A 24566-nucleotide genomic window follows, 5' to 3' on the forward strand; every position below is an offset into this window, starting at 1 on the left:
TTAAAGTAATGTTTCTTTTAAAAGGATATTCGCAATACTGAAATAAATGATCAACCCCGTTACATCTACCAAAGTTGCTACAAAAGGTGCAGATGAAGCAGCGGGATCAAATCCAACTTTCTTCAAAACAATTGGTATCATCGAGCCGCTCAGTGTTCCCCACATAACAATCCCAATAAGAGAGAAAAATATTGTTGCAGCTACCAGTAAATAATGTTCTGTGTAATTGTACCAATGTAAATTCTGCCAAAGAACAATTCTCAAAAAGCCAATCGATCCTAACAAAATACCCAGTGTAAGCCCGGAAAGAAATTCTCTTCGCATGACGTACCACCAATCTTTAATATTCAGTTCTTTCAGAGCCATCGCCCGAATAATCAGGGTGGCTGCCTGCGAACCGCTATTACCACCACTGGAAATAATCAATGGAATAAATAGTGCCAATACAACTGCTTTGGAGATCTCGGTATCAAAATATCCCATAGCCGTTGCTGTAAGCATTTCACCTAAGAAAAGAATGATCAACCAACCGGCCCGCTTTTTGATCAGTGAAAAAAACGGTGTTTTAACATAAGGATAATCCAGTGCCTCCAGACCTCCGAATTTTTCAATATCTTCAGTATTTTGTTGCTCAGCCATATCCAATACATCGTCAACTGTGAGTACACCTAGTAAAATATTATCATCATTTACAATAGGCAGTACTTCGCGATCATATTCCTTGAATTTGTGGATCGCACTTTCTTCGGTCTCATTGATGTTTAGGCTAACGCAAAAGCCATCCAGAATACTTTCAATTGTCCTCAGTGGAGAGTTTAATATTAATCTCCTGATCGGTACGTCATCAATGAGTCTACCTTTTTCATCCACAACGTAGATCACATTGGCTGCTTCTGTATCTTTCAGAGTCTGCCTTAAATAAACAGTTGTTTCTTCTATAGTCATTTCTCTCTTAATGGTCGCAAAATCAGTATTTACCAATCGGGCAATACTTGTTTTGGGATAACCTATGAAGTCCTGCGTCTCGCTGCGATTTTCATTAGTGAGATATCCCAGAAAAATAGATTGCTCGTTGGCTCTCAGCCGTGAGAAAAAATCAAACCTGTCATCAGAAGGCAATCCATTTAATATTCCGGCTGCCTTTTCTTTTTTGATCCCAAAAACGATTTCCTTTTGCCAGTCAAAGGATAAATAGGCAAAAGCAATGATCTGCGATTGTTCGGGAAGTGATACAAAGGCTCTCAGGCCAGAATCCACTGGAAGAGAGCTAATTAATACAGCTACATCATTAGGATGAACAAAATTTTTGTGCGCACCCAAACCAAATAAGGCCGTGAAGTCATTATTCAGAATTTTCGCTCTGATCCCTTTTATAGTCATTATACTGGTTTCTTAATATCCGAAAGAAAGTCCCTTCAACTGCATCACGCCTTTTATCGCAATAGAATCATCATTGTTCAGGCCCGAAAAAACAATTATTCTGTCACCAACCTGGTCGCCTATATTTACTTCCTTACGTTTGAAAGTAGAAGTCCCGTCCTTCACAAATACATAATTCTTACCTTGAATAGTAATGATCGCATCTTTGCTGACACTGATATTTTTCCCTTCACTAACACCAAACATCAACGTACCAAACATCCCGGCTTTCAACTTATTATCCGAATTATTCAGAGATACACGAAGTTTGATCATCCGGGTTGCAGGATCTACCATATCAGCTACGTTGTCAATTTTTCCATTAAATTTTTCGTTAGGAAAGGCAGTAAATTGAAGCACACACTGACTTCCGTTTTTGATTTTACTAACGTCATTTTCAGGTATATCGCAGGTGATATAAGCGGTTCCGGCTTTTGCCCTGCGCAATATTTCAGCCTGGAAACCACCTTCTTTCAATTTCGTTTCATGTTCGATCAAAGCAGCTCTTTCGTTATTCAGATTCGTTTCCTCCATAGCCATAGCCGTTTGTGAATCAAGTAAATCTTTACCAGTTGCAGCGCCATGTGCCTGTAAATCCTGAATTCTACCAAGCTCAATTTTTCGTTGTTTGATATTGACGTTTTGAATCTGATTAATCGTAATCAAATGCTGAATAAGCTGGGTATAACTTCCGGCCAGTTCTGGGTTTTGAAACAAAACGATATTTTGAGACGCGCCTTCGTTGGACTTTACAACAGTGGCTGAAACTGTTGCAGGCGCAGTAATATCAGCAGTAAGCAAGCTGCTTCCAATGGTTTCCGTTTGAAAAAACTTAGCGCTTTCTGCTTTTGGAAATTCTATTATTGCACCGTTCTCGGATATCTTAGGCTCAATGTTTTCGACAGGGGCTGATTTATTTTCCTTCTTTTCACAGGCAATAAGCATTACACCAAAAAGCCAGCCGTATTTAAAAAAATTCTTCATGATATTATTGCGCGATTTGATTGATTATGCCAGATGCGTACAAGAGTTTGATATAGCTCTGACGGTATAATTGTAAGGTTTCGTAGTATTGTTGCTGCGTATCCAGCCAGCTTCTTTGTGCTTCCAGGAAATCTATGATGGTCGTTCCTCCACGCAAATAAGAATATTTTACATTATTCAAAATTGTTTGAGACTGTCCTAATAAACTGGTGAAATTTTGCAGATTCACTTTTTGCGTCTGATAACTGCTGTATGCTGTTGTGATTTCACTTTGAATCAATGATTGCGTCGCGACCAGATCTTGTTCTGCCTGTTGTTTCAATACATGAGATTTTTTTATTTCACCCTGATTTCTTGAAAACAACGGAATTGCAATCGTACCGTAAATACCGGCATAGGGCGCACCGTTTTGCGGGTTAAAAATCGCACCCAATTCCGGAACAGGCAGGGCCATCGACTTTTGTAATTTGATATTGGAGTTGGCAACATTAATCGTCGACTTCAATGTCTGAATGTCACTTCTGGATTGCAACGCATCCTGCAACAAATCGTCAATATTGGACGGAAAAGCAAAAAGGAAATTATCCGTTGTATCCACGCTGATATCCTCAGCAAGTCCCATCAGAAATTTCAGGTTAACAATTTCGTTCTTATAGTTCTGATCAGCAGTTCTCATCTGGACATTGTATTGATTTGCCAAAAGCTCTGTCCGCGCAAGATCCGTTGTCGTAATCACCTGGTTTTTCAAACGGATTCTGTTTGTGGTGACCAAAGAGTCAATATTACTTTTTGCAATATTCAAAATATCCAGTTGTTTCCGCGCCGACCACACATCCAGCCATTTGTTAGCCACATCCTGAAACAAATTACGTTCAGTTTCGGTATATGCTTTTTGGTTCAGGATCACATTCTGATTTGCATATTCGATTTTATTTCTCCGCAATTCCGGCATCTGGAATGGTTTTGTAACCTGCCACCAAACCTGGCGGTTCAGGTGATTGGCCCAGCCGGTATTATCAGGAAATTTTGACTGTTTTATCAGTTGCAATGACTGATTATTTAGAATAGGGTTTGGCCGTAAATTTGCTGTAACAATATCTGTTTCAGCAATATTTACGTTAAATTGTTCCCTTTTCAAATTAGGATTGTTTATTTTGGCGGTTTGCAAAGCTTGCTGCAAACTGTATTTTGTCTGGGCAGATGCCGGTCCAAAAATCCAAAACGATGTAACGATGGCGGTGATTAATACTCCTTTGAAATGCATTACCTTCTTATTAATTGCTAATATGATAACAAAATTGCATTTTCCTGACGACAACAACCGTTAGAGAACTTATAGAAAAAAATTAGAAAAACATTAGAGACAAATATTACAAGCGAAAAATAGGGTAGAAGAGAGGATACGACAGAATTGTATCGTTACAAATGGGGGAGTACTATCGTAAAAATTGTCCCTTTGCCAATTTCAGAAGAAACGGAGATAGTTCCTTTATGCAAGGCAATAATCTTCTGGGTGAGGGAGAGGCCAACGCCGTTTCCTTCGGCAAATTTTTTATTGTTTCCTCTAAAAAAAGGAGTAAAAATTAATTTTAAATCTTCTTCAGATATACCAATTCCATTATCAGAAAACATTAAAATAACTTTTTCTTCTTTAAAATTAATTTCAACTATTGTCTCCGGATTGTTTGAAAACTTCCCTCCGTTCTCCAACAAATTTGCAAACGCTACATTCAGCAAGTACTCATTCCCTACGACTGATATTTCACTATCCGTCTCAAATTCTTTTTCATAATGAATATCAATCAGATACTTAGGATTCTCCTTCTGTACTTTTTGTCTTGCATCAAGTAATACCTCATCTATCCTAACCTCTTTGAAACCGATCTCGGACGGATCATAACTTGCCTTGGCAAAATCAAGGAGACTGTCTGAAAGTTTGGATAATCTTCTTGCATCAATCAAAGTATTACTTATTACTTTTTTATATTCCGCTACACTACGCTCTTTATACGTCGACAGTTCCAGCTCTGCTGTCAGCACCGCCAAGGGCGTCCGCACCTCGTGGGATATATTGGAAACAAACTGTTTTTGAGCCTCAAAAGAATTTTCAATCCGGTCCAGAACGCCATTAAAAGTAGATGCCAACTCGGCCAACTCGTCTTTTCCATCCGCATTATCCAGTCTTAAATCCAGATTCGAGGCTGTTATATTTTTTACTTTATTTACAATTTCAGTAACCGGTTTTAACGCTCTTTTGGAGAAAAATCTCCCTGCTGCGTAGATTACCAAAATCGAACAAACGAACATCAGCCAAATGGTTTCTCTCAAATACCTAAGCTTGCTATATCCGTATTTATCATAAGCCGATGCTGTGATAATATATTTTTTGTTCTCAAATGAAAAAAGTAATCCTACTGCCTGCCAGTCACCCTGATAAAACCTGATATATTTCCTGTTCATGATGGTTTTCATCATTTGTCCGGTTTCTTTTACTGCATCAATATCAGCGGCATCGTGGTATAGCAAATGTGAATTTGTATCGTAAATGGCAACCTGGACTTCATTGATGGTTTCCATGTTGTTTTTATAAATGGTCTGCAATGTATGTGCATCTACCTTAGCCGCGAAAAAAAGATTTGCTTTGGTTATCGTTTCCTGATGAAGCCTTTTAAAAAATTCATTTTCCCGGTTTTGATAAGCAGAATAATAAACCAATGAGGCAAATACAAGCAAAATAGCGGCCGTGAGTACGGTAAAAAGTATGCTTAATTTAGTACGGATTTTCATAAGCTGGCTGTCATTAAAATCTCAGATTTCCATATATTCTGTTTTTTTCTGACAATCAACAATCCTTCTCCGTTACGCTCCAAACTTCCTGACAAATCACCTTCTTTATTCCAGAATGCACTTCTCCCCGCCGCTTCCATTCCGTATGAAGGTCCTCCAAAATTAGACATTAATACATTCATTGATAAATCCATGGAGTATCCTTGCAGATCTTTATAACCCGTAGAAATACCATTTGGTGTATAGAAAATACTTGCCAGATAAATTGTACTGTTCAATGAAGCAGCTTTTAAAGGATGCGCCGGATTTGTAATATCCGCACAAATAGCCACGGAAAAAGCTTCATTATCCAATTTTATTTGAAGACAATCATTAACGCCAGAAGAATAATAAACTTCTTCACCATCATGAAGGTATTGTTTGGTATAAATTATCTCACTTCCATTGGAATGGAAAATGAACGCACCGATAAACAATTGAGATTCCTGACGAATAGGAGCGCCAGCCACAATTATAATATTTTTTTTTACCGCCAAATTCCTCAAACCATCCAGCCTGGAATCGCCAGGGGTAAATTCCAGGCTTTCAGCTAATTCCCTTTCATAACCTGAAATCGAAAGTTCAGGAAAAAGAATAAGTTGAGCACTATTATCCGCAGCCAGATTGATCAGTCTGTAATGATCTTCCAGATTTTCACTAATATTACCTCGCTTGGGAATTGTCTGGGCTGCTGCAATAATCATTTTTGTATATTTTGAAAATTCTATAATTCTCCGTTTCTTAAAATAAAGCCCATTCCGGATTTTGTATGAATCAGTTTTTGATCAAAATTCTTGTCAATTTTCTTTCTGAGATAATTTATATACACATCAATAAAATTGGTTCCGGTATCAAAATGTGTATTCCAGACTTTATCCGCAATTTCGGCTCTTGACAAAACGCGTTCATTATTTTGCATCATATATTCTAATAACTTGAATTCTTTTGGAGTCAGAACAATTTCAGTTCCGGAGCGTTTAACAATCTTTGTTTGATCATTCAGTTCAAGATCTGCATATTTCAAAATGTAGTTGTGACGTCTTGCTGTAACACCGCTGCGTTTTGTTAAAGCCCGAATCCTTACATGTAATTCCCTGAAATCAAATGGCTTAACAAGATAATCATCTGCACCGGCATCGAAGGCTTCAACTTTATCATTCGTTGTTCCAAGAGCTGTAAGCATCAAAATCGGAATATCCGGTTTTACAGCCCGCACCTCCTTACACAGATCAATACCATTAATGTAGGGTAGGACTATGTCCATGATAATGAGATCATAGTCATTTTGCAAGGCAAGATGTTTCCCCGTGAGCCCGTCAAAAGCCAAAGTTGCTGTATAACTATTTTCTTCCAATCCCTGCTTTACAAGAACGGCTAATCTTTCTTCATCTTCAATAACCAGGATATTCATATACTCAGTTTGTAACTGGCACAAACATACTATGATTTTGAGAGAATAAAATGTTCCATTCCCGTCTTTTCTCAAAGTCCGGAATGAGTAAGATTTAATATACATAAATGTATAGTTATGTATACTTTTATGTATATTTATATTATGTTATTTGTTATACAAAACAACGATATGATAGAGGTAATTCAAAACTACAAGGAGCTCAAAAAAAACATGGGTAATTTGATCAATAAGTCGGGATACAAAAACTCTTTCCTGGCTGAAAAGATAGGGATGCAGCCAACCTTATTTTCTGTAAAAAAGCAAAGAGGTAATTGGAGTGATGATGAAATGGAAAAGATATTGGTTCTTATTGAAAACGAAGAATTAGAAGATTATTATTTAGGTGAGTTAATGGAAGCTGAAAAAGATGAACCAAGTTATCCGATTTCCAAATTGAAATCGGAAATGGGATGGAAGTAAGGTATAAATCAAGATTTAAGAAGGCTTTATTATCTGTTCCTAAAAATATTCAGGAATCTGTATTTGATATAATACAAATACTCGAAGAGTCAGAAACATTAGAGGACGCCAACGTTGACTGCAAGAAAATGGCAGGCAAAAGAGAAAGTAATTATTGTAGAATTCGGATAGGACAATACAGATTAGGCTTAGAATATTTAAAACCAGATATAATATTGATAACGATTATGACTCGCGGCGATGTTTACAAACATTTTCCACCTAAATAATTTAAAAATCGCACAAATATCGCTGAATTCAAAAATGAATTCAGCAAAAATTTATCTTCAATAAACATATTAATAAATTGATTTACAGTTTCTTACTCCATCAATTTATCTAATTACAGCTCCTTAGATTTAAACGAATTAAATCAGCCGACCCACAGCGCGCTATATCAAATTCTCAAAGCTAATAATTTGACATTAAATTGTTTTATAATTTATATTATGTTAAATAGAATATCTCACAAAAAATAAGACACCTATTTATAGGTGTCTTATTCATTTCCTTATAATTAGTTCTTATTCTTCTGTACAAGCAACTCCTTTGCCTGCAAATTGTTCAAGAACGTTATTAACTGTTGCTAAGTTGTCCTTTGCCTCAGCTTCGTCTTTCACCTGAATAGCTTTTTCGAAATATGGTTTTGCTTTTTTGAAGCGACCGCAAACACGTCCTTCAACTTCTTTACCACGTTGCTGATATTCGGTCATGTTCATGTTATCCACTTCGCTTTTCAATTGAACAGCTTCGTTGAAATAGAAAACGCCAAGGTTATACAATGCATCATAGTTAGCAGCGTCAATAGTCAATACTTTTTTGTAAGAAGCAATAGCTTCGTCGTTAGCCGTCTTTTTCTCTGCTTTCAACTTGGTAAGCTCTGTTTCCATCGCAGAATTGTCGTTTCCTTTTGCAGCTTCCTGTGCTGTTTTGATTTCAGCTTCTAATGAAGCAATTGCGTCAGTAGATTCTTTTTTCTTAGCAGCAAGATCAGTCAACTGACGTTTAAGATCAGGTTTGGCAGGCGTCTTTTTTAGTAATCCGCTTACTCTTTTCACCTCACCGTCATAAATGCCCAGTTTTTCTTTTTCACCGTCAAGTTTCTTGGTAAGGTCAGCAGTTTTGCTTTTTCCTGAACCCATTTTGCCTTGAAGATCTTTGATCTTGGTACCAAGCTTGCTGTTCATATTATCATAAAGAATCGCAAGATTCACGATGTTCTGAACATTTGTAGGATCTGATTTCGTCAAAGCAGTCAATTCTGCAATAGCCTGATCTTCTTTACCAGACGCCAGAAGAATATTTACTACCTCAGATTTAAGATCTTTATTTCCTGGCGAACGTTCAAGACCTTTTTTCAAAGTAGCAACAGCTTTGTCGAAATTATTTTCGGCACGGTACAACTGAGCCAAACCGTAAAATACGCTTGGATCTTTACCACCGTTTTCTACATATTTCTCAAACTGAACTTTTGCCTCCTCTTTTTTATCAATTTGCTGTGCAGCAATACCACCGTACAAACTTGCAAGTGTATCTTTTGTATTTACAGTTTGTGCCAACTGAAACATTTCCAAGGCACCAACAAGATTTTTATTTTGATACTTTTCAGCACCTTGTCTCACAAAAGCATTAAATAACGAAGGATCTTCACCAGTAATAAATTTCTGAGCATCCTTTGCTTTTTTTGGATCCAGCTCTACAACTTTTTTATATGCTTCAAGAGCAGTCTTTGCAGCGCTTGAATCCAACTCCGAACTTTGATTAGCTATCGAAGAATAAGTCGTTGCACGATCCATCCAGAATGCCGCTTTTGCACTTGCTTTTGGATCAGATACCCCTTTATCGCTTTTTTCTTTGTCCTTGCGGAGCTGATCTACAACGGCCTTATCAACAGCAGTCTGCGAAAACGCAGAAAAGCTAATCAGGCCAAGTGCAGAAACAAAAAACATTTTTTTCATAGATCTCGGATTGGTTGTGAATGATACTTCTAAATACAAATATTAATAATTAACCTAAATATTACAAAAATCATACCTCTGGAGTCTCAGAATCGTCGTTTTCAGCGTCATCGTCCGCAACATCCTCATCCTCTACACTATCCACGATTTCATCCTCAACAGCATCTGCATCGTCTGCTCTAATGATCAGTGAATCAGTTGCTTCGCTAATTTCTTTCACGATTACATTGCCATCTTCGTCCAGTTCTTCTGCTGCTTTTTCGTCAGGATCTTTTAGAATTCTGGTTACAGAAGTTATTTCATCTGAGTTATTAAGTCTGATCAGTTTAACACCCTGCGTATTACGGCCCGCCTGACGAATGTCAAGAACGCTCATACGAATAGCGATACCATTACGGGTAATGATCATCAAATCATCCTGCTCTGTAACTTCACGAATGGCAACCAGCTTACCTACTTTATCGGTGGCATTCATGGTAGAAACTCCTTTCCCACCCCTGTTTGTCACACGGTAACTATCAATCAATGAGCGCTTTCCAAATCCATTTTCAGAAACTACCAACAACTGGGCATCTTCACGGTTAATACAAACCATACCGATGACCTTGTTTGCAGGATCATTCAGATTTATTCCGCGAACACCGGCGGCTGTTCTTCCCATTGGTCTCACTCCTTTTTCGTTGAAGCGAACCGCACGACCTGCACTTGATGCGATAACGATATCGTTATCCCCATTAGTCAGAGCAACATTTAAAAGACGGTCGCCTTCATTAATAGAGATTGCGATAATACCATTTGTACGTGGACGGGAATATGCTTCAAGCAATGTTTTCTTGATTGTTCCCTGCTCCGTACACATAATGAGGTAATTATTGTTGATATAATCCTCATTTGTCAAAGTACGTACATTGATCACCGAACGAATTGAATCTCCGTTTTCAAGGCTGATCAGATTTTGAATCGGACGGCCTTTTGAAGTTTTACTTCCTTCCGGCACTTCATATACTTTCATCCAGAACAACTTACCATATTCGGTGAAGATGAGCAGATAATTAAGCATCGTGGCCGAGAACAAATGTTCGGTAAAATCGGTATCCTTGGTTTTCACACCACGAGAACCTACCCCACCCCTGGTTTGTGTCCTGTACTCCGCTAAAGGTGTACGTTTGATATAACCTTCATGAGAAATGGTAATAAGCATTTCATCATCCGGAATCATATCTTCGTCACTGAATTCCTCAGCTGCAAATTCTATCTGGGTACGACGAGCATCACCGTAGCGTTCTTTAATCTCACCAAGTTCCGCTTTGATAATATCGTATTTCCTGAATTCATTGGCAAGAATATCTTTTAAGTCATTGATGATAAGCATGATCTCATCATATTCCTTAACAATTTTATCTCTTTCAAGACCCGTCAGTCTTTGCAGACGAAGTTCAAGAATCGCTTTGGCCTGGATTTCGCTTAAAGCAAATTGCTCCATCAAACCGTTTTTAGCGATTTCAGGATCACGTGCACTACGTATTAAAGCGATTACTGCATCAAGATTATCAAGCGCAATAATCAAACCTTGTAAAATATGTGCTCTTTTTTCTGCTTCGCGCAATTCGTATTCCGTACGGCGTGTGATCACGATGATACGGTGTTCTACGAAATGTTTGATCAGATCTTTCAGATTGAGCATCACCGGGCGACCTTTTACGAGCGCTACGTTATTAACACTGAAAGATGATTGAAGCGGAGTATACTTATAAAGGTGATTTAAAACGATATTTGGAATGGCATCTTTCTTTAAATCGAAAACGATACGCATCCCGTCTCTGTCCGATTCATCACGGATATCAGAAATACCATCCAGTTTTTTGTTATTGATCAAGCCGGCAATACCTTCAATCATGGTAGCCTTGTTGGTCATGTACGGAATTTCGGTAACTATAATCTGTTCCCGTCCGGTTTTGGTAACATCAAAAGATGCCTTAGCGCGAACAATGATCCGGCCTCTGCCTGTTTCCATCGCTGCACGCACACCCTGATATCCGTAGATGGTCCCACCTGTCGGAAAATCCGGTGCTTTAACATGCTGCATCAACTCAGGAATAGTAATTTCCGTATTGTCGATATAAGCAAGTACACCATCCACAACCTCCGACAAATTATGCGGTGCCATGTTTGTAGCCATACCTACCGCAATACCCGAAGAACCATTTACAAGCAAATTTGGAAATTTTGCCGGAAGAACCGTCGGCTCCTGAAGCGAATCATCAAAATTTGGCTGGAAATCAACTGTATCTTTACCTAAGTCATTTAATAATTCGTCAGCAAGCCGTTTCAATCTCGCTTCTGTGTAACGCATCGCTGCCGGAGAGTCACCATCAACGGAACCAAAGTTACCTTGTCCGTCAACCAGCATATACCGCAATGACCACGGCTGGGCCATACGCACCATTGTATTGTACACCGAAGCGTCACCATGCGGGTGATACTTACCTAAAACCTCCCCTACTATACGAGCTGATTTTTTGTGGGATTTGTTATATCCAACACCCAAATCAGACATACCATACAACACACGTCTATGCACCGGTTTCAAACCATCGCGAACGTCGGGTAAAGCGCGGGAAATAATAACTGACATCGAGTAATCGATGTATGCTCCTCGCATTTCATCCTCAATATTAATGGGGATAATGTTTTCACCTGAAGATTCTGCCATAAAGAATTAGAAAAGAATCAAAAATTTAAAATGAGAGATTGATTTTATACAAATACTCACTGGATTATTACAATATCGTAACTTCCAAAAAGACAAATTTCGCTATTTTTAGGCATTCTAACAAACTTCTTTAATGCATATTCTGCATTCGTTTTATATCGCTGTGATCCTGGGGAATTTAGGTTGAATTTGGGGCCGTAAATTGTTGCAAATTCCATGGGCTCCCGCCTCCCACGCGTACCGCACGGACTAAGATAGTGAGCCTTTCAGGCTCTTTTTCTTGTAGAAAATGGGTTTATTTTGGCGTTTTGTGATAATTAATTGGAAAGTAAATGCAGTTCAATCGTTAAATTTGCTAGTATGCGTCCTTATTATCTAAAATGCTCATTTCCCTAAATTCCTTTCTATGCCTTTATTACTGACATTTCTTTCCATTTTATTTCTGATCCTGCTCATCGCCTGGCTCAAAATTGATACATTCATTTCTTTTCTTCTCGTATCAATTGGTTTGGGGCTTGCAAGCGGACTTGATGTTGTGACAGTTAGTAGGGCAATTCAAAAAGGAGTTGGCGGTACGCTCGGCGACCTTGTATTAATCGTAGGCTTTGGTGCCATGCTTGGAAAGCTGGTTGCAGATAGTGGAGCAGCGCAAAGGATCACAGATGCACTAATCGGCGTTTTCGGACAAAAATATATTCAGTGGGGAATGGCGCTGGCAGGATTTGTAATCGGTATTCCTCTTTTTTATAATGCCGGTTTTGTAATCGTAGTTCCGCTGATTTTTATGATCAGTGCCACGGCCCGACTCCCTTTATTATATGTAGGAATTCCGATGCTTTCCGCATTATCTGTTGCTCATGGTTACTTACCTCCTCACCCATCACCAGCAGCCATCGCCAGTCAGCTTAATGCAGATCTTGGTAAAACTTTACTTTATGGTTTGATGGTATCCATTCCGGCCATCGCTGTTGCTGGTCCTATATTTGGAAGTACGTTGAAAAGATTTACACCAAAACCGGATGCAGATCTTTTCAATGTAAAACCAAGGCCTACATCGGAACTTCCTGGATTGGGAATTAGTATTGTCACTGCGTTACTGCCTGTTTTTTTATTAACAACGATGTCAGGAATAAAAAGAATTTACCCTGATAACCAAGCCATTGCTTTACTTGCGGAGCCATATTTCGGTATGTTGATTTCAGTGCTTTTCGCTGCTTATACACTTGGTATCCAACGCGGTTTGAACATGAAAGGCATTAGCAAATCGATGGAAGAAGCGTTCAAAGGTGTTTCAGTAATTCTGCTGATCATTGCAGGTGCCGGTGTTTTCAAAGAAATCATGACGGCCAGTGGCGTAAGTACCTATATAGCAGAAGGTTTGGTAGGAATCGACATCTCTCCAATTGTTTTGAGCTGGGGAATTGCAGCGGTAATCCGGGTTTGCGTGGGATCTGCGACCGTTGCCGGATTAACTACCGTTGGAATACTTTCTCCTTTGCTGATTCATTCGCCGGTACCTCCTGAATTGATCGTGTTATCCATCGGATCCGGAAGTTTAATGTTCTCACATTTAAACGACGGCGGCTTCTGGCTATTCAAAGAATACTTCAATTTAAGTATAAAAGATACCCTTTTGACCTGGTCTGTTATGGAAACAATTGTGTCAATAATGGGGTTGTTGGGGGTTTTAGTATTAAATTTGTTTATGTAAGAGTAAACGTCGGACACTTTTGCATCTTTTCAAAAACAATACCTATTTATCAATCTTATCTTATAATTGAATGAATCCTGAATCCAATTTCGAAGCCTTAGGACTTAATTTACCACCTGCTCCAAAACCACTAGGCGTTTATAAACCATATCTTATCGTTGATAATCGCTGGGTATATGTTTCCGGACACGGAACTGTTCAAGACGATGGCAGCCTGATCATTGGCAGAATCGGAAAAGATCTTGATGTGGAAGAAGGAAAACTGGCAGCACGTCAGGTTGGACTCGCTATTTTGTCAACATTAAAAACAAATCTTGGAAGCCTTAACCGCATCAAGCGTGTGATCAAGGTTTTAGGAATGGTGAATGCAACTACTGATTTTGAACGACACCCTTATGTAATCAACGGATGCAGTGAGTTATTTGCAAAAGTTTGGGGCGAAGAAAACGGAATCGGTGTAAGAAGTGCCGTAGGAATGGGTACCTTGCCGGACAATATCCCGGTTGAAATCGAAGCAATGTTTGAACTGGAAGAAAATTAGAATATCTGCGATTGCTGATTAAATCATTGCATCGTGTTACTCTGAATTAATACTACGGCCATTCCTGATCAGCAATCGCCTCTTTCTTAAACAAAATAACTATCCAAAATGTGGTATCTACTCAACAAACCGGAAGAAGTAATTTCTCCCTCTCTTCTTTTTTATAAAGACAGAATTGAAAACAACATCCGCAGCATGGTACACATTGCCGGAGATGTCAACAGGCTTGTACCACATGTTAAAACACATAAAACAGCCGAAATTGTAAAATTGCAGCTGAACGCCGGTATCACAAAATTCAAATGTGCTACGATTGCCGAAGCTGAAATGCTGGCAGATTCAGGCGCTAAATGGATTTTGCTGGCCTATCAAATGGTAGGTCCGAATATTTCCAGATTATTTGCATTGAGAAAGAAATACGCGGATGTTACATTTTCTTCTTTAATTGATAATGAACAAACCGCGCAAATATTAAATGATTTCTCTGAAACACAGGATTTCATTTCAACCATTTTTATTGATGTCAACAATGGAATGAACCGTTCCGGACATACCACCGACGGTACAATCCTTTCCTTATACCGCTTTTTAAGTACGCTGCCAAATATCGAAGTTTCAGGCGTTCATGTTTACGACGGACATATCCGAAATGCCGAATTTTCGGAACGTAAAGCCGCAAGTGACGAAGCTTTTGAATTAGTCTATCCATTATTTGATCTGATCAAAGAAGCGACTGAAAAAGAACCTATGATCATTGTCGGCGGCTCTCCGTCTTTTACAGTTCATACGCTGCGTCCGGACGTCTTTTTAAGTCCGGGTACCAATGTTTTATGGGATTGGGGGTACGGCGATCTGTTTGACGACCAGCCATTTTTACACGCGGCGCTGATTTTAACAAGAGTTGTTTCCAAACCCTCTGTTGGCATTATTACAATTGATCTGGGACATAAAGCTGTTGCAGCCGAAAACCCGATTGACAAACGTTTCCGTCTTTTGAATCTTAACGGATATACCGTTACCGGACAAAGTGAAGAGCACGGCGTACTGGAAATTGGAGAAGAAGCATGGGAAACCATTCAAATCGGAGATGTTTATTACGCTCTTCCCTATCACATTTGCCCGTCTGTCGCTCTACACGATTATGCTTCCGTTATAGAAAATGGTGACGTAATAGACGAATGGAAAATTGTCGCCAGAAATCGTCGTATTACTATCTAAAAAGTGAAATCCTAAACCACGAATGAGCCATAATTCACTCATTCAAAATTCAATCATTCAATCATTGTAAAAGGTATGTTCCTATTTGATGCCCACCTGGATCTGTCCATGAATGCCGTGGAATGGAACCGGGACTTAACCCAGGATTTAAACGCAATCCGCGATCGTGAAAAAAACCTGACAGACAAACCTGACCGTGGTTTGGGTGTTGTCAGTTTTCCGGAAATGCGCAAAGGAAATATTGGCATGTGCGTTGCTACCCAGATCGCACGTTATGTAAAACCTGATAGTAAAATACCAGGATGGAATTCTCAGGCGCAAGCCTGGGCAATGACACAGGCGCAAATTTCCTGGTACAAAGCTATGGAAGATGCCGGTGAAATGGTTCAGATTACGGACTTGCCGGGTTTAAGAAAACATCTGGCGCTTTGGGAAAACGCCGAATCAACAGAAAATTTACCGATAGGATATATTCTAAGTCTTGAAGGAGCGGATTCCTTTATCACATTAAAAAATCTGGAAATCGCTTACGGATATGGTCTTCGTGCTGTTGGACCTGCTCATTATGGACCGGGCGTTTATGCATACGGAACTGATTCTGATCAGCCGTTATCACAAAAAGGTAAAGATCTGCTGGCAGAAATGGACAGGCTAAAAATGATCCTGGATGCTACACATTTGTGCGACAGCGCATTTTGGGATGCAATGGAAATTTATCAGGGACCTGTTTGGGCAAGCCATAATCTGGTTCGCGAAATTGTTCCGCACAACCGCCAGTTTTCGGATGATATGATCAAGGAATTACTGAATAGAAAAGCAGTAATTGGAATGGCTTTTGATGCCTGGATGATGATTCCGGGTTGGGAACGCGGAAAATCTACACCGCAAAGTATGGGTTTAAAAATTGAACACATCGCTCAGCACATAGATCATATTTGTCAGCTTGCAGGAAATGCATTACACGTTGGTATTGGTTCTGATTTGGACGGTGCTTATGGAAAAGAACAATCTCCGGGAGATCTGGATTCTATTGCTGATCTTCAGACTATAACAGGAATTCTTAAAAACAGAGGTTATTCTAATCAGGATATTGAACAGATCATGTGGAAAAACTGGGTTGATTTTTTAGAGAGATCCTGGGCATAAAAAATATATTTAACCAGTATATTTTAGGTTACACAGAGCGGACGCGCGGATTAAAAGAGTTACGCCGAGTTTTTTAGAAGCGACATTTCTCAATTACTGAGATGTGTCGCTTTTCTATTTAAGGACTTTCTTCAATACTTAAATTGTCGATAAGTTAACGATTTCATCATAAACCATCCTTGATTATTACTATTAAGAAAAGTACATTTGTTTATAATATAATTAATCTATTTTTATTTGGATTGATTATAAATAATAATGATCTTTGATGCTGTTGGGCGATAGCAAACTGCTATAATCTTTAACACATTTAGATTTCAAATACTGATTAATAGCCAATGAGCACAATATATAAAATCTCTTTTCGTGCAAAATTAAAGGATGGACTTTCATTACAGCGATTGCATGACTGTCTGAAAAAATTAAATGTAAAACACTGGGCCTATGATTTTCAGAATCTGCTGCTAAGTCTGCAATCTGATCTTCCGGATTTTCGCAGCATTCAGTCTGCACTGCGCTCTGCGGGTTTCAGATGTGATTTTGTAAAAATGGAAAATGTAGATAATCTGGTAACAGGATAACATACCAAAAGCCCTAAAAACAACAAGCCACGCAAATGGTGGCTTGTTGAACATTCTATTATTAAATTAGTTAGGTTGTTATTCTTCGGATGAAGATACCATAAATTTCAGAAAGTGAAATACTTCCTGCTGATTTTTAATATGATTTCTTGCAGCCGACAAATCATCACCGATTTTTATCGTATAGGCCGTTTCCGGTAAAGCCTCAAACATATCTTCGTCCGTAGTATCATCTCCAATGGCCAGAATAAAATCATAATCTCCGTTTTCCACGAATGCCCTTGCGGCTGTCCCTTTATTAAAGGCTGTCTTTTTTACTTCAACAACCTTATTACCCTCAATAATTTGCAGATTTAGTTCTGGCTGGATAAAGCTTTGCAGCTGCCAGGTCAATTCCTGAGCCCGTCGTAATGCATATTCCTTATCTTCAGCAGTTCTGTAATGCCAGGCCAGTGAGGTTTCTTTCTCTTCAACGAAAACACCCGGACAGCGCCGTGCATATATATCCAGGATCGGGCGGATACTTTCTTTCCAGTTTTCTTCATATCCTTCATTCAAAACCCATTCAGCACTGTCTTTCGTTTTTACCAGCGCGCCATGTTCGGCAATAATATGGACTGGCAAATCGTGAAAAAGGTCGTTAAGGAAATATCTGTCCCTGCCGCTAATGATAATTACTGTATCACGTTTAGCAAGATCCATTATTATTTTTTTGGTATCGGCAGACACAATGGCTTTTGCCGGATCCGGAACAATTGGAGCAAGCGTACCATCATAATCAAAAAACAAAATCCGGTTTGACGAAGAATCATACGCCTTTCTTATTGCGTCAATTCCTTTATTTGTAAGAAACACCTGTCTCAGGCGCTCGTGTTCTTGTTCAAGCATAATCATTTGTGTAAAAAAATCATTAGTCCATGCAAATATGTCGTATTCCCGAATCCGGGTTTGCATGGCGTCCATTCGTTTTGTTTGCTCTGCTTCCGGCATTTCAAAGGCCCGCTCAATGGCATCCGCAATATCCTGGTTATCAAGCGGATTTATAATAAGTGCCTCGCCCAATTCGGCAGCGGCCCCAGCCATTTCGCTGAGAATAAGAACGCCTTTTCTGTCTTTCCGGCTTGCAACATATTCTTTACAAACCAAATTCATACCATCACGGACAGGTGTAATTAACGCCACATCACTGGCCGTATACATGCCAAGCAACTCGTCATACGACATAGACCGGTATTGATAAATAATCGGTTGCCAGTTAATATTCCCATAATTGGCATTGATCCGCCCTACGGTCTGATCGATATCGGATTTCATTTGCTGATACTGGTCAATTTTATCTCTTGAAGGCACCACCACCATAACATAGGAAACCTTTTCATGCCAGTCCGGATTCTGTTCCAGAAACCTTTGGAAACCATGAAGTCTGTGTAATATCCCTTTGGAATAATCCAGGCGGTCTACGGAAAAAATAATTTTTTCTTTAAGTGATTCTCTGGCAAGTAATCTCTCGCGGGCTACTTCGGGCTCGTCGTAGGCTGCGTTAAACTTTTTATAATCTATACTGATCGGAAAGGAATCTACCTTGACAATTCGGTTACTTAAATTGATATAATGAAGCTTGTTTCCATAACCTGCGACCATACGGGCGGCTTTGAGGAAATATTCCACATAATCGTTCGTGTGAAACCCCACTACATCGGCACCCAGGATCCCGTCAACAATTGCTTTGCGCCACTTTACCGGCAGCATTCTGAACAGTTCGAAAGACGGAAAAGGTATATGAAAAAAGAAACCGATCTTGTTGTCAGGAAACCGCTGGCGAATCATTTCCGGCAGCAGCATAAGCTGATAATCCTGCACCCAGACAACATCGTCCGGCTGAATAATCTCTGCTACTTTATCAAAAAACAAGCGGTTCGCTATCTGGTAACTTTCAAAATATTCATCTTCGAATTTGGCAAGAGACGGAAAATAATGACATAATGGCCAGATCAGATTATTGCAAAATCCTTCATAATAATTCTCGTTTACATCTGTTGGAATAAATACCGGATGGGCCTGAAAACTGTCATTGGCAAGCGACTGGCCTTCAAGCTCTTCGGGCGTGTTTTCTGAAAACCCCACCCACTGGATTTTCTCAGCAGAGTTAAAAGGAGATCCCTCCTGCTCATGTACCAGAGAAAGCACCGCGGATACCAGTCCACCAGAATTCTGGAAAAGTTGAACCTGATCGTTTTCGTTAATTATTTTAAATGGTAATCGGTAGGCAACAATAATTAATCTTCCTGTTTTTTCCTTCTTTTTTAAATCATTCATACGTTCGTTGCATTTAGTTGTCAAATGCACCTGACTAAATATAAGGTATGCAATCTTATAATAATGAGAAAGGTAAATTCCTTAACCAAGATGGTATCCGGAATAGATGCAATTGTTAAACTTTACTGAATAAATCAATCTGATATTACTTTCTACCGCAATTACTGTTCCAGTACACCCACTTTAAAAGAAGGTTTACATATATTCTTGAAAAATTATAGAAATAATCTGTTTCATTTGTAGCAACAATTCTATAATTTTGTACCTGCATCACTTCGGTGGTGTATAGTGTGTGTTGTAGTGCACAAATGATCTTGGCATATGCCGGGATTTTTTTGTTTTGTGCCCTATCGGTAAATTATTAGCAAGCTTCCGGCTATTCTTTACCTGAAATAAATATTATAAGAATTCCGTGATTTCAAATTATTCCAAAGCTTACAAACTGTCAGTAACTCCGGCATATTGCAGACACATCGTCACATATTGTAGCCTTCCTCAGTTTTACCCAATAATAACCGAAAAACAAAATATTAAAATAATAATTACTTATAGGATTTTTAAATTAACAATTTATGCAAATAACTGTATATGAAACAGTTAATTTATATTAAAAAATTCCTCAGCGCTTTCTAGCATGATTTTTACAGAGTGTCTCACAATCAAGGTGGTTTACCACTTTGAGGTGAGAAATATTTAGTAAAAGATCCTTGCGTCTGCGGGGATTTTTTCTTCTTTAAACCATATTGAAAATTTGAACTTTTTCTACAATTCAAATTACATATGTAATATAATTACGAATCAAATTTGGAATATATTCTACAAGAATTTTGTTTTATAAAATATTTATTCTACTTTTAAAGCAGTTACCTAATAATGTAGAGTGCTGGGTTAAATAATTAGCAAAAGGGCCTTGGTCATACCGAGGCCTTTTTATTGTGCCTGGCATCTAATTCTCACAATCTCATCTATTACGTTAAAATATGATTAAATCGTTACCGCCCGAATATATAAATTTAAGCGCAGCCGTTATTTATAAGAATTTCAAAGTCACTAATTAATAATACTTTGAAGAGCATCTTCTTAACCAGACAGGTTAAGACTAAAAAAGAATTATTTTTTTATAAATCCCGGTTGCGAGTAGTTAAAAACCTGCCCATTTCGGCAGGTTTTTTTATGAATTTTCTGTAAAAACAAGGCTTTTCAGCTTTTTAGGAATATTTTAGCAAATCAATTAATTGACTTTTGCATCCATGCTTATCCAACAGTGCACAAATCATCATCTTTCCCGGCTGGCTGAAATCTTCAATGATTACCGGATACATTTCAAACAGGAATCGGATTTAATTGGGTCGACTGCCTTTCTTGAAGAAAGGTTAATGAAAAACCAGGCAGTCATTTTTGTTGCTATCGATGAAGAAAGTGAGGAATACATGGGTTTCACATTGCTTTATCCGATGTTTTCATCGCTAAAAACAAAATCAACCTGGACATTAAATGATATGTTTATCTCCGAAAAATTCAGAAAATTTGGTATAGCCAGCAAATTATTGGAAAAGGTAAAAGAATTTGGTGCAGAAACGGATGCGCAATGGATCACGCTGAAAACAGGTACTGAAAATTTAAAAGCGCAGGCACTTTATGAAAAATTCGGGTTCAAAAAAGATGAAGGTCATTTTTACTATTATCTCGAATAAAAGAAAGTACTACTGCTTCACTCCGATTCATCTGACTCTGATGCTATTTGTGCATCTACGATCCGGTTTATAGTTTCGTCAAGTTTTCCTTGTTTTAACAAATGTAAAAATACATTTAACTCTGCCGTTGTGGCATTGTTGTTTAAATAACGGGTTACCAGTCTGTCCAGGAAAATTTGTTCTTCCATATTTATCTTTTTTGTAAGACAACAACCGACGGCACCAGGGTACCCCGGAAATAAATTAAATACAAAAAAATAAAGAACGAAAAAAGACAGATTCTAGGCAAAAATCATTAAAAGATCCATTTCGGCAAAGTCAAAAAACGTAGACAGAACAAAGCCAAATGCAATGCCCAAATCTCTTTCTACGGCCAGGCGCATTATTTTCATTGACCTAACCATATGTTTTTTTATCAGGCTTCTTGAAACACCCATATTTTCTGCGGCTTCGTCATATGACATTCCCTGCTGACGGCAAAGCTGAAAAACCTTTTTGCTCTGGGGAGTAAGTGTCGCAAGAATCGATTGAAGAAAACTCTGGTACTCATCTGACTGCACTTTATCTTCAATTCCATTGTGTGCATCACTATAATTCTGCACAAATCCTGACAATCTTTTCTCTTCCGACAAAACTTTTTTAAGTACGTTCAGGCTATGGTTTTTACCAGCCACAAGAAGATAACTTTTAAAAGAATGCACTTCTGTGAGTTTTTGCCGGTCTTCCCAGATTTTAATAAATACTTCCTGACAAGTATCATTGGTTACATCAGAAGATTTAAGAATTTTATAAACCAGGCGGTAAAGGTCCGGTTTGTAGTTTGCATAAATTTCAGAAAAAGCTTTTTCATCACCTTCCGAAATTTGTTTTAATATCAAAGATTCGTTTAGGAAATACATTATTTAAGACGGCTTAGTGGGTTACGTAACAAACTTTAAGACTTTCTTATCAGGCAATACTTTGCAACTGTATATAATTAAAATACCAACTATTATTTCATATAATAATTATTACACAAAACAATTTTACCATTTTTGCGTAGTAATTACAAATATTATATAAAAGGTACAGTATTATATTGATTTGTTTATGGAAGCCATTTTTGAAGTCTGTTAAATGAAGGAAAAGCCCCCGGATCGGTGACATAAAGTGCTCGTAAATAACTAAAATATGAAGTTTGAAGACTATTCAGTAAAGAAGTCAACCTTATGAAAGGTTGGCTTCTTTGTAATTCATTTTTCAGACTAACCTATTTCTTTTTCTCCGCTTTTATGTCTTCTTTCAAGTACATCTGAGCCAGTAAAAGTGCGTACTCGTCAATTTTAATAGTTCCGATATTTGCCTGAATAGCAACAACTAAACCTTCATTCGGATAATTCATAATGAAACAGCGCGTTCCTTTTACCGTTCCGCTATGGCCATACCAGTTCCTTCCGGCCTGATCCTTTCCAACAAACCAGATCAAACCTTGCCAGGAAGGGATAATACCAGCTGCTTTGGATGGATGTAACGACTTTTCATTCTTCTCAAAATAAGGCGTGTACATTTTTGCGATGGTTGCCGGTTTTAGCAAAACACCATCATTGAGTGCAATCGCCAGCTTTACCATATCTTCGGAAGAAGCGATAATTCCGCCACCCGCATATTTGTAGCTGGTGTCCTCATAATCCGGATTGACAAGAATTCCGCTTTTATCTCTGACATATCCCTTTCCCCTATTTGGAATAATACGTGACGGCACGTCAAACCAGGTTGTGAGCATTCCGGCAGGTTGCCAGATATTCCGTTTCATATATTCTTCAAAGCTAATTCCGGTTACTTTTTCAACGATTCCGTGCATAAGGTTGCTTGCATAAGAAGAATACGAAAAATAGGCACCGGGGTTAAACAGCAGAGAATCGTCACGGAAAATTGTGGTGGCTTCCTGAAAATCATCGTAATGGCGCATATGTTTGAAACCATAATTATCATTGTCTTTTGCTGCGTAATGTCTGATGCCGGACGTATGCGTCAGAATGTGTTTGACGGTAATCGGCTTCTGTTTTTTTGGAAAATAAGGAAGGTATTTCTGGATTTCATCATCCAGACTTAGCAATCCTTTTTCTTCCAGCTGCATGATCGCAATGACGGCCACAGCCTTAGAAACCGAACCGATATTATGGACGGTTTTCCCGTTTTGCACAACCTTATTGTCAAGATCTGCATATCCTACGCCACCAGAAAAAACCATTTTTCCATTAATCGCAACAGCCGCTGAAACACCTGGTGCGCCACTTTCATCTGCCACGCGCTGCAAATAATTCAGAACATATTTATCGTCTGAATTCTCATGAGCAAATCTTCGTGGTTGTGCATTTGCAGAAATCGTTGCTGTCATTACAAAAGCCGCAACGGTGGCACCAAACAATATTTTCTTTAAATCAATCATAAATTACCCAGGTACATTTAAAATAACTCAACCTTTTTTCGGAAAATAACTGGATTGGATAAGCTCTTTCACGTCCTTAAATTTCTTGTTTGGTTTAAGGTATCCGGCCAGAAAATTGTAAACCTTAAAGCGGATTTCTTTGGCACCGTAGTTGTCTATACGATCAAAAGTGTGTCCGCCGGGAATGTCTTTATAAATTTCATACTCAAACTTCTTTCCTTCTGCTTTCAACGATTTGATCAAATGTTCCACTTCCAGCGAGTTAACATCTTCATCATTTGTATTGGTATGAATCAAAAGTGGCGTCTTCAGTTTTTCCGCATTCCAGGCCGGAGAACGTTTGCGGTACTCTGCTACATTTTCATCCGCAGATTTACCAATGTGATAATCAGCCGAATAAGCATCACGATAACTTTGGGATTTGTAACCCATGCGTGCTACCAGATCACTGACCGGCACACCTGCATAGGCTACGGCATAATCCTCCGGGTGATCGAAAATGTTTAGAAGTGTAATCATACCGCCATGGCTCCACCCCAGGATTCCCACACGATTTTTGTCAAGAAAATCATAGTTTTGAATCATGTAATCACGACTGCTTTTAACGTCTTCTACTTCCAACCCGCCGTAATCAATCTGACGGTAAAAACCTGCGCCGTAGCCAGTGCTTCCACGATAGTCTGCCGCTACAACAACATATTCCTGTGCGATCAACTCACGGATAATATGGGCATAAGTACTCGTAAAATTACTATGTACGCCACCGTGAGGAAGCACAAGAAGCGGATACTTTTTATTAATATCGATTTTAGAAGGAATGAAAACATAAGCCGAAAAACGAACCGGGTTTTTCGCACCTTGTCCTGTCGGGTTTTTGATAACCGCCGGCGGCGGACCGGTGATAATTACTTTGTCAACAAAGGCAACATCAGAAAGTTTATTATACCAATCCAGATCGTCAATACCCTTGGTAACCTGATCGAAATCATGCTGCATCGCTTCAATCTGCTTTGCCATTTTACTGACCTGGTCTTCAAGAGAAGCTTTGGATTTTTCCTGAGCGAAACCTGACTGGCCTATCAAAAGGCTAAGCAGGATTAGAATATGTTTTTTCATCAT

General features: G+C 38.8%; 21 protein-coding genes. 8 read left to right on the top strand and 13 right to left on the bottom strand.

Translation table 11 applies throughout. The annotated features are described in order from the left end of the window. The 6 genes from mgtE to FDK13_RS24640 form a co-directional block, all read right to left on the bottom strand. On the bottom strand, nt 1-1380 hold the full coding sequence (gene mgtE, locus FDK13_RS24615) for a magnesium transporter (protein WP_137342681.1): 1380 nt from the start codon (nt 1378-1380) through the stop codon (nt 1-3). Between the two features lie 12 nt (nt 1381-1392). Further along, nucleotides 1393-2403, bottom strand: a complete 1011-nt coding sequence (locus FDK13_RS24620; RefSeq protein ID WP_137342682.1) for an efflux RND transporter periplasmic adaptor subunit — start codon at nt 2401-2403, stop codon at nt 1393-1395. 4 nt (nt 2404-2407) lie between these two features. Beyond that, a complete protein-coding gene (locus FDK13_RS24625) occupies nt 2408-3667 on the bottom strand; it encodes a TolC family protein (RefSeq protein WP_137342683.1) in 1260 nt (419 codons plus the stop codon). A 155-nt stretch (nt 3668-3822) separates the two neighbouring features. Next, a complete protein-coding gene (locus tag FDK13_RS24630) occupies nt 3823-5190 on the bottom strand; it encodes a sensor histidine kinase (RefSeq protein ID WP_137342684.1) in 1368 nt (455 codons plus the stop codon). Further along, nucleotides 5187-5933 carry a carbon-nitrogen hydrolase family protein gene (locus FDK13_RS24635; protein WP_137342685.1) on the bottom strand — a complete coding sequence of 249 codons (747 nt, stop codon included), beginning with the start codon at nt 5931-5933 and terminating at the stop codon, nt 5187-5189. The genes FDK13_RS24630 and FDK13_RS24635 overlap by 4 nt, the downstream gene beginning before the upstream one ends. Before the next feature lie 20 nt (nt 5934-5953). Continuing rightward, nucleotides 5954-6640 carry a response regulator transcription factor gene (locus FDK13_RS24640; protein WP_137342686.1) on the bottom strand — a complete coding sequence of 229 codons (687 nt, stop codon included), beginning with the start codon at nt 6638-6640 and terminating at the stop codon, nt 5954-5956. Nucleotides 6641-6811: 171 nt separating this feature from the next. On the opposite strand from FDK13_RS24640, the gene FDK13_RS24645 reads away from it, so the two are divergent. Continuing rightward, nucleotides 6812-7102, top strand: a complete 291-nt coding sequence (locus tag FDK13_RS24645; RefSeq protein WP_137342687.1) for a hypothetical protein — start codon at nt 6812-6814, stop codon at nt 7100-7102. Further along, nucleotides 7093-7371 carry a type II toxin-antitoxin system RelE family toxin gene (locus tag FDK13_RS24650; RefSeq protein WP_137342688.1) on the top strand — a complete coding sequence of 93 codons (279 nt, stop codon included), beginning with the start codon at nt 7093-7095 and terminating at the stop codon, nt 7369-7371. The genes FDK13_RS24645 and FDK13_RS24650 overlap by 10 nt, the downstream gene beginning before the upstream one ends. A 294-nt stretch (nt 7372-7665) precedes the next feature. Here FDK13_RS24650 and FDK13_RS24655 read toward each other — a convergent pair whose 3' ends face one another. Both FDK13_RS24655 and gyrA read right to left on the bottom strand, forming a co-directional pair. Beyond that, nucleotides 7666-9099, bottom strand: a complete 1434-nt coding sequence (locus tag FDK13_RS24655; protein WP_137342689.1) for a tetratricopeptide repeat protein — start codon at nt 9097-9099, stop codon at nt 7666-7668. Between the two features lie 70 nt (nt 9100-9169). Next, nucleotides 9170-11812, bottom strand: coding sequence for a DNA gyrase subunit A (gyrA, locus tag FDK13_RS24660; protein ID WP_137342690.1), 2643 nt, complete (start codon nt 11810-11812; stop codon nt 9170-9172). A 406-nt stretch (nt 11813-12218) separates the two neighbouring features. Here gyrA and FDK13_RS24665 point away from each other — a divergent pair, with 406 nt between their 5' ends. The 5 genes from FDK13_RS24665 (at nt 12219) to FDK13_RS24685 (ending at nt 17009) form a co-directional block, all read left to right on the top strand. After that, complete coding sequence (locus FDK13_RS24665) at nt 12219-13523, top strand: gluconate:H+ symporter (protein ID WP_137342691.1); 1305 nt, start codon at nt 12219-12221, stop codon at nt 13521-13523. A gap of 70 nt (nt 13524-13593) precedes the next feature. Beyond that, the gene (locus FDK13_RS24670) at nt 13594-14064 is read left to right on the top strand and encodes a RidA family protein (RefSeq protein WP_137342692.1); all 471 of its coding nucleotides are present in this window, start codon (nt 13594-13596) and stop codon (nt 14062-14064) included. 108 nt (nt 14065-14172) lie between these two features. After that, the gene (locus tag FDK13_RS24675) at nt 14173-15282 is read left to right on the top strand and encodes a D-TA family PLP-dependent enzyme (protein WP_137342693.1); all 1110 of its coding nucleotides are present in this window, start codon (nt 14173-14175) and stop codon (nt 15280-15282) included. A gap of 75 nt (nt 15283-15357) precedes the next feature. After that, nucleotides 15358-16428 (top strand): dipeptidase, encoded by a 1071-nt coding sequence (locus FDK13_RS24680; RefSeq protein ID WP_137342694.1) that lies wholly within the window; start codon nt 15358-15360, stop codon nt 16426-16428. Nucleotides 16429-16766: 338 nt separating this feature from the next. After that, nucleotides 16767-17009 carry a hypothetical protein gene (locus FDK13_RS24685; RefSeq protein WP_137342695.1) on the top strand — a complete coding sequence of 81 codons (243 nt, stop codon included), beginning with the start codon at nt 16767-16769 and terminating at the stop codon, nt 17007-17009. Between the two features lie 78 nt (nt 17010-17087). Here FDK13_RS24685 and FDK13_RS24690 read toward each other — a convergent pair whose 3' ends face one another. Continuing rightward, complete coding sequence (locus tag FDK13_RS24690; protein ID WP_137342696.1) at nt 17088-19325, bottom strand: bifunctional alpha,alpha-trehalose-phosphate synthase (UDP-forming)/trehalose-phosphatase; 2238 nt, start codon at nt 19323-19325, stop codon at nt 17088-17090. A 1250-nt stretch (nt 19326-20575) separates the two neighbouring features. On the opposite strand from FDK13_RS24690, the gene FDK13_RS24695 reads away from it, so the two are divergent. After that, entirely contained in the window at nt 20576-21019 is a 444-nt protein-coding gene (locus FDK13_RS24695; RefSeq protein WP_137342697.1) for a GNAT family N-acetyltransferase, read from the top strand. 17 nt (nt 21020-21036) lie between these two features. On the opposite strand, the gene FDK13_RS35560 is transcribed toward FDK13_RS24695, so the two are convergent. The 4 genes from FDK13_RS35560 to FDK13_RS24710 all read right to left on the bottom strand — a co-directional run bounded on the left by FDK13_RS35560 (nt 21037) and on the right by FDK13_RS24710 (nt 24566). Next, entirely contained in the window at nt 21037-21207 is a 171-nt protein-coding gene (locus FDK13_RS35560) for a hypothetical protein (RefSeq protein ID WP_170982910.1), read from the bottom strand. 93 nt (nt 21208-21300) lie between these two features. After that, a complete protein-coding gene (locus FDK13_RS24700) occupies nt 21301-21918 on the bottom strand; it encodes an RNA polymerase sigma factor (RefSeq protein ID WP_137342698.1) in 618 nt (205 codons plus the stop codon). Nucleotides 21919-22268: 350 nt separating this feature from the next. Further along, nucleotides 22269-23447, bottom strand: a complete 1179-nt coding sequence (locus FDK13_RS24705) for a serine hydrolase domain-containing protein (RefSeq protein ID WP_137342699.1) — start codon at nt 23445-23447, stop codon at nt 22269-22271. Between the two features lie 27 nt (nt 23448-23474). Next, nucleotides 23475-24566, bottom strand: coding sequence for an alpha/beta hydrolase family protein (locus tag FDK13_RS24710; RefSeq protein WP_229216203.1), 1092 nt, complete (start codon nt 24564-24566; stop codon nt 23475-23477).

It is taken from the genome of Dyadobacter frigoris (assembly GCF_005280585.1).
Lineage (GTDB): Bacteria > Bacteroidota > Bacteroidia > Cytophagales > Spirosomataceae > Dyadobacter > Dyadobacter frigoris.

Bases quoted from the DNA above. Each gene is read 5' to 3' on its own strand.
- FDK13_RS24635 (WP_137342685.1), bottom strand. From the start codon at position 5,933: ATGATTATTGCAGCAGCCCAGACAATTCCCAAGCGAGGTAATATTAGT.
- gyrA (WP_137342690.1), bottom strand. From the start codon at position 11,812: ATGGCAGAATCTTCAGGTGAAAACATTATCCCCATTAATATTGAGGAT.
- FDK13_RS24710 (WP_229216203.1), bottom strand. From the start codon at position 24,566: ATGATGAAAAAACATATTCTAATCCTGCTTAGCCTTTTGATAGGCCAG.
- FDK13_RS24675 (WP_137342693.1), top strand. From the start codon at position 14,173: ATGTGGTATCTACTCAACAAACCGGAAGAAGTAATTTCTCCCTCTCTT.
- FDK13_RS24690 (WP_137342696.1), bottom strand. From the start codon at position 19,325: ATGAATGATTTAAAAAAGAAGGAAAAAACAGGAAGATTAATTATTGTT.
- FDK13_RS35560 (WP_170982910.1), bottom strand. From the start codon at position 21,207: ATGGAAGAACAAATTTTCCTGGACAGACTGGTAACCCGTTATTTAAAC.
- FDK13_RS24640 (WP_137342686.1), bottom strand. From the start codon at position 6,640: ATGAATATCCTGGTTATTGAAGATGAAGAAAGATTAGCCGTTCTTGTA.
- FDK13_RS24625 (WP_137342683.1), bottom strand. From the start codon at position 3,667: ATGCATTTCAAAGGAGTATTAATCACCGCCATCGTTACATCGTTTTGG.
- FDK13_RS24680 (WP_137342694.1), top strand. From the start codon at position 15,358: ATGTTCCTATTTGATGCCCACCTGGATCTGTCCATGAATGCCGTGGAA.
- FDK13_RS24705 (WP_137342699.1), bottom strand. From the start codon at position 23,447: ATGATTGATTTAAAGAAAATATTGTTTGGTGCCACCGTTGCGGCTTTT.
- FDK13_RS24655 (WP_137342689.1), bottom strand. From the start codon at position 9,099: ATGAAAAAAATGTTTTTTGTTTCTGCACTTGGCCTGATTAGCTTTTCT.
- FDK13_RS24685 (WP_137342695.1), top strand. From the start codon at position 16,767: ATGAGCACAATATATAAAATCTCTTTTCGTGCAAAATTAAAGGATGGA.
- mgtE (WP_137342681.1), bottom strand. From the start codon at position 1,380: ATGACTATAAAAGGGATCAGAGCGAAAATTCTGAATAATGACTTCACG.
- FDK13_RS24620 (WP_137342682.1), bottom strand. From the start codon at position 2,403: ATGAAGAATTTTTTTAAATACGGCTGGCTTTTTGGTGTAATGCTTATT.
- FDK13_RS24665 (WP_137342691.1), top strand. From the start codon at position 12,219: ATGCCTTTATTACTGACATTTCTTTCCATTTTATTTCTGATCCTGCTC.
- FDK13_RS24650 (WP_137342688.1), top strand. From the start codon at position 7,093: ATGGAAGTAAGGTATAAATCAAGATTTAAGAAGGCTTTATTATCTGTT.
- FDK13_RS24670 (WP_137342692.1), top strand. From the start codon at position 13,594: ATGAATCCTGAATCCAATTTCGAAGCCTTAGGACTTAATTTACCACCT.
- FDK13_RS24700 (WP_137342698.1), bottom strand. From the start codon at position 21,918: ATGTATTTCCTAAACGAATCTTTGATATTAAAACAAATTTCGGAAGGT.
- FDK13_RS24645 (WP_137342687.1), top strand. From the start codon at position 6,812: ATGATAGAGGTAATTCAAAACTACAAGGAGCTCAAAAAAAACATGGGT.
- FDK13_RS24695 (WP_137342697.1), top strand. From the start codon at position 20,576: ATGCTTATCCAACAGTGCACAAATCATCATCTTTCCCGGCTGGCTGAA.
- FDK13_RS24630 (WP_137342684.1), bottom strand. From the start codon at position 5,190: ATGAAAATCCGTACTAAATTAAGCATACTTTTTACCGTACTCACGGCC.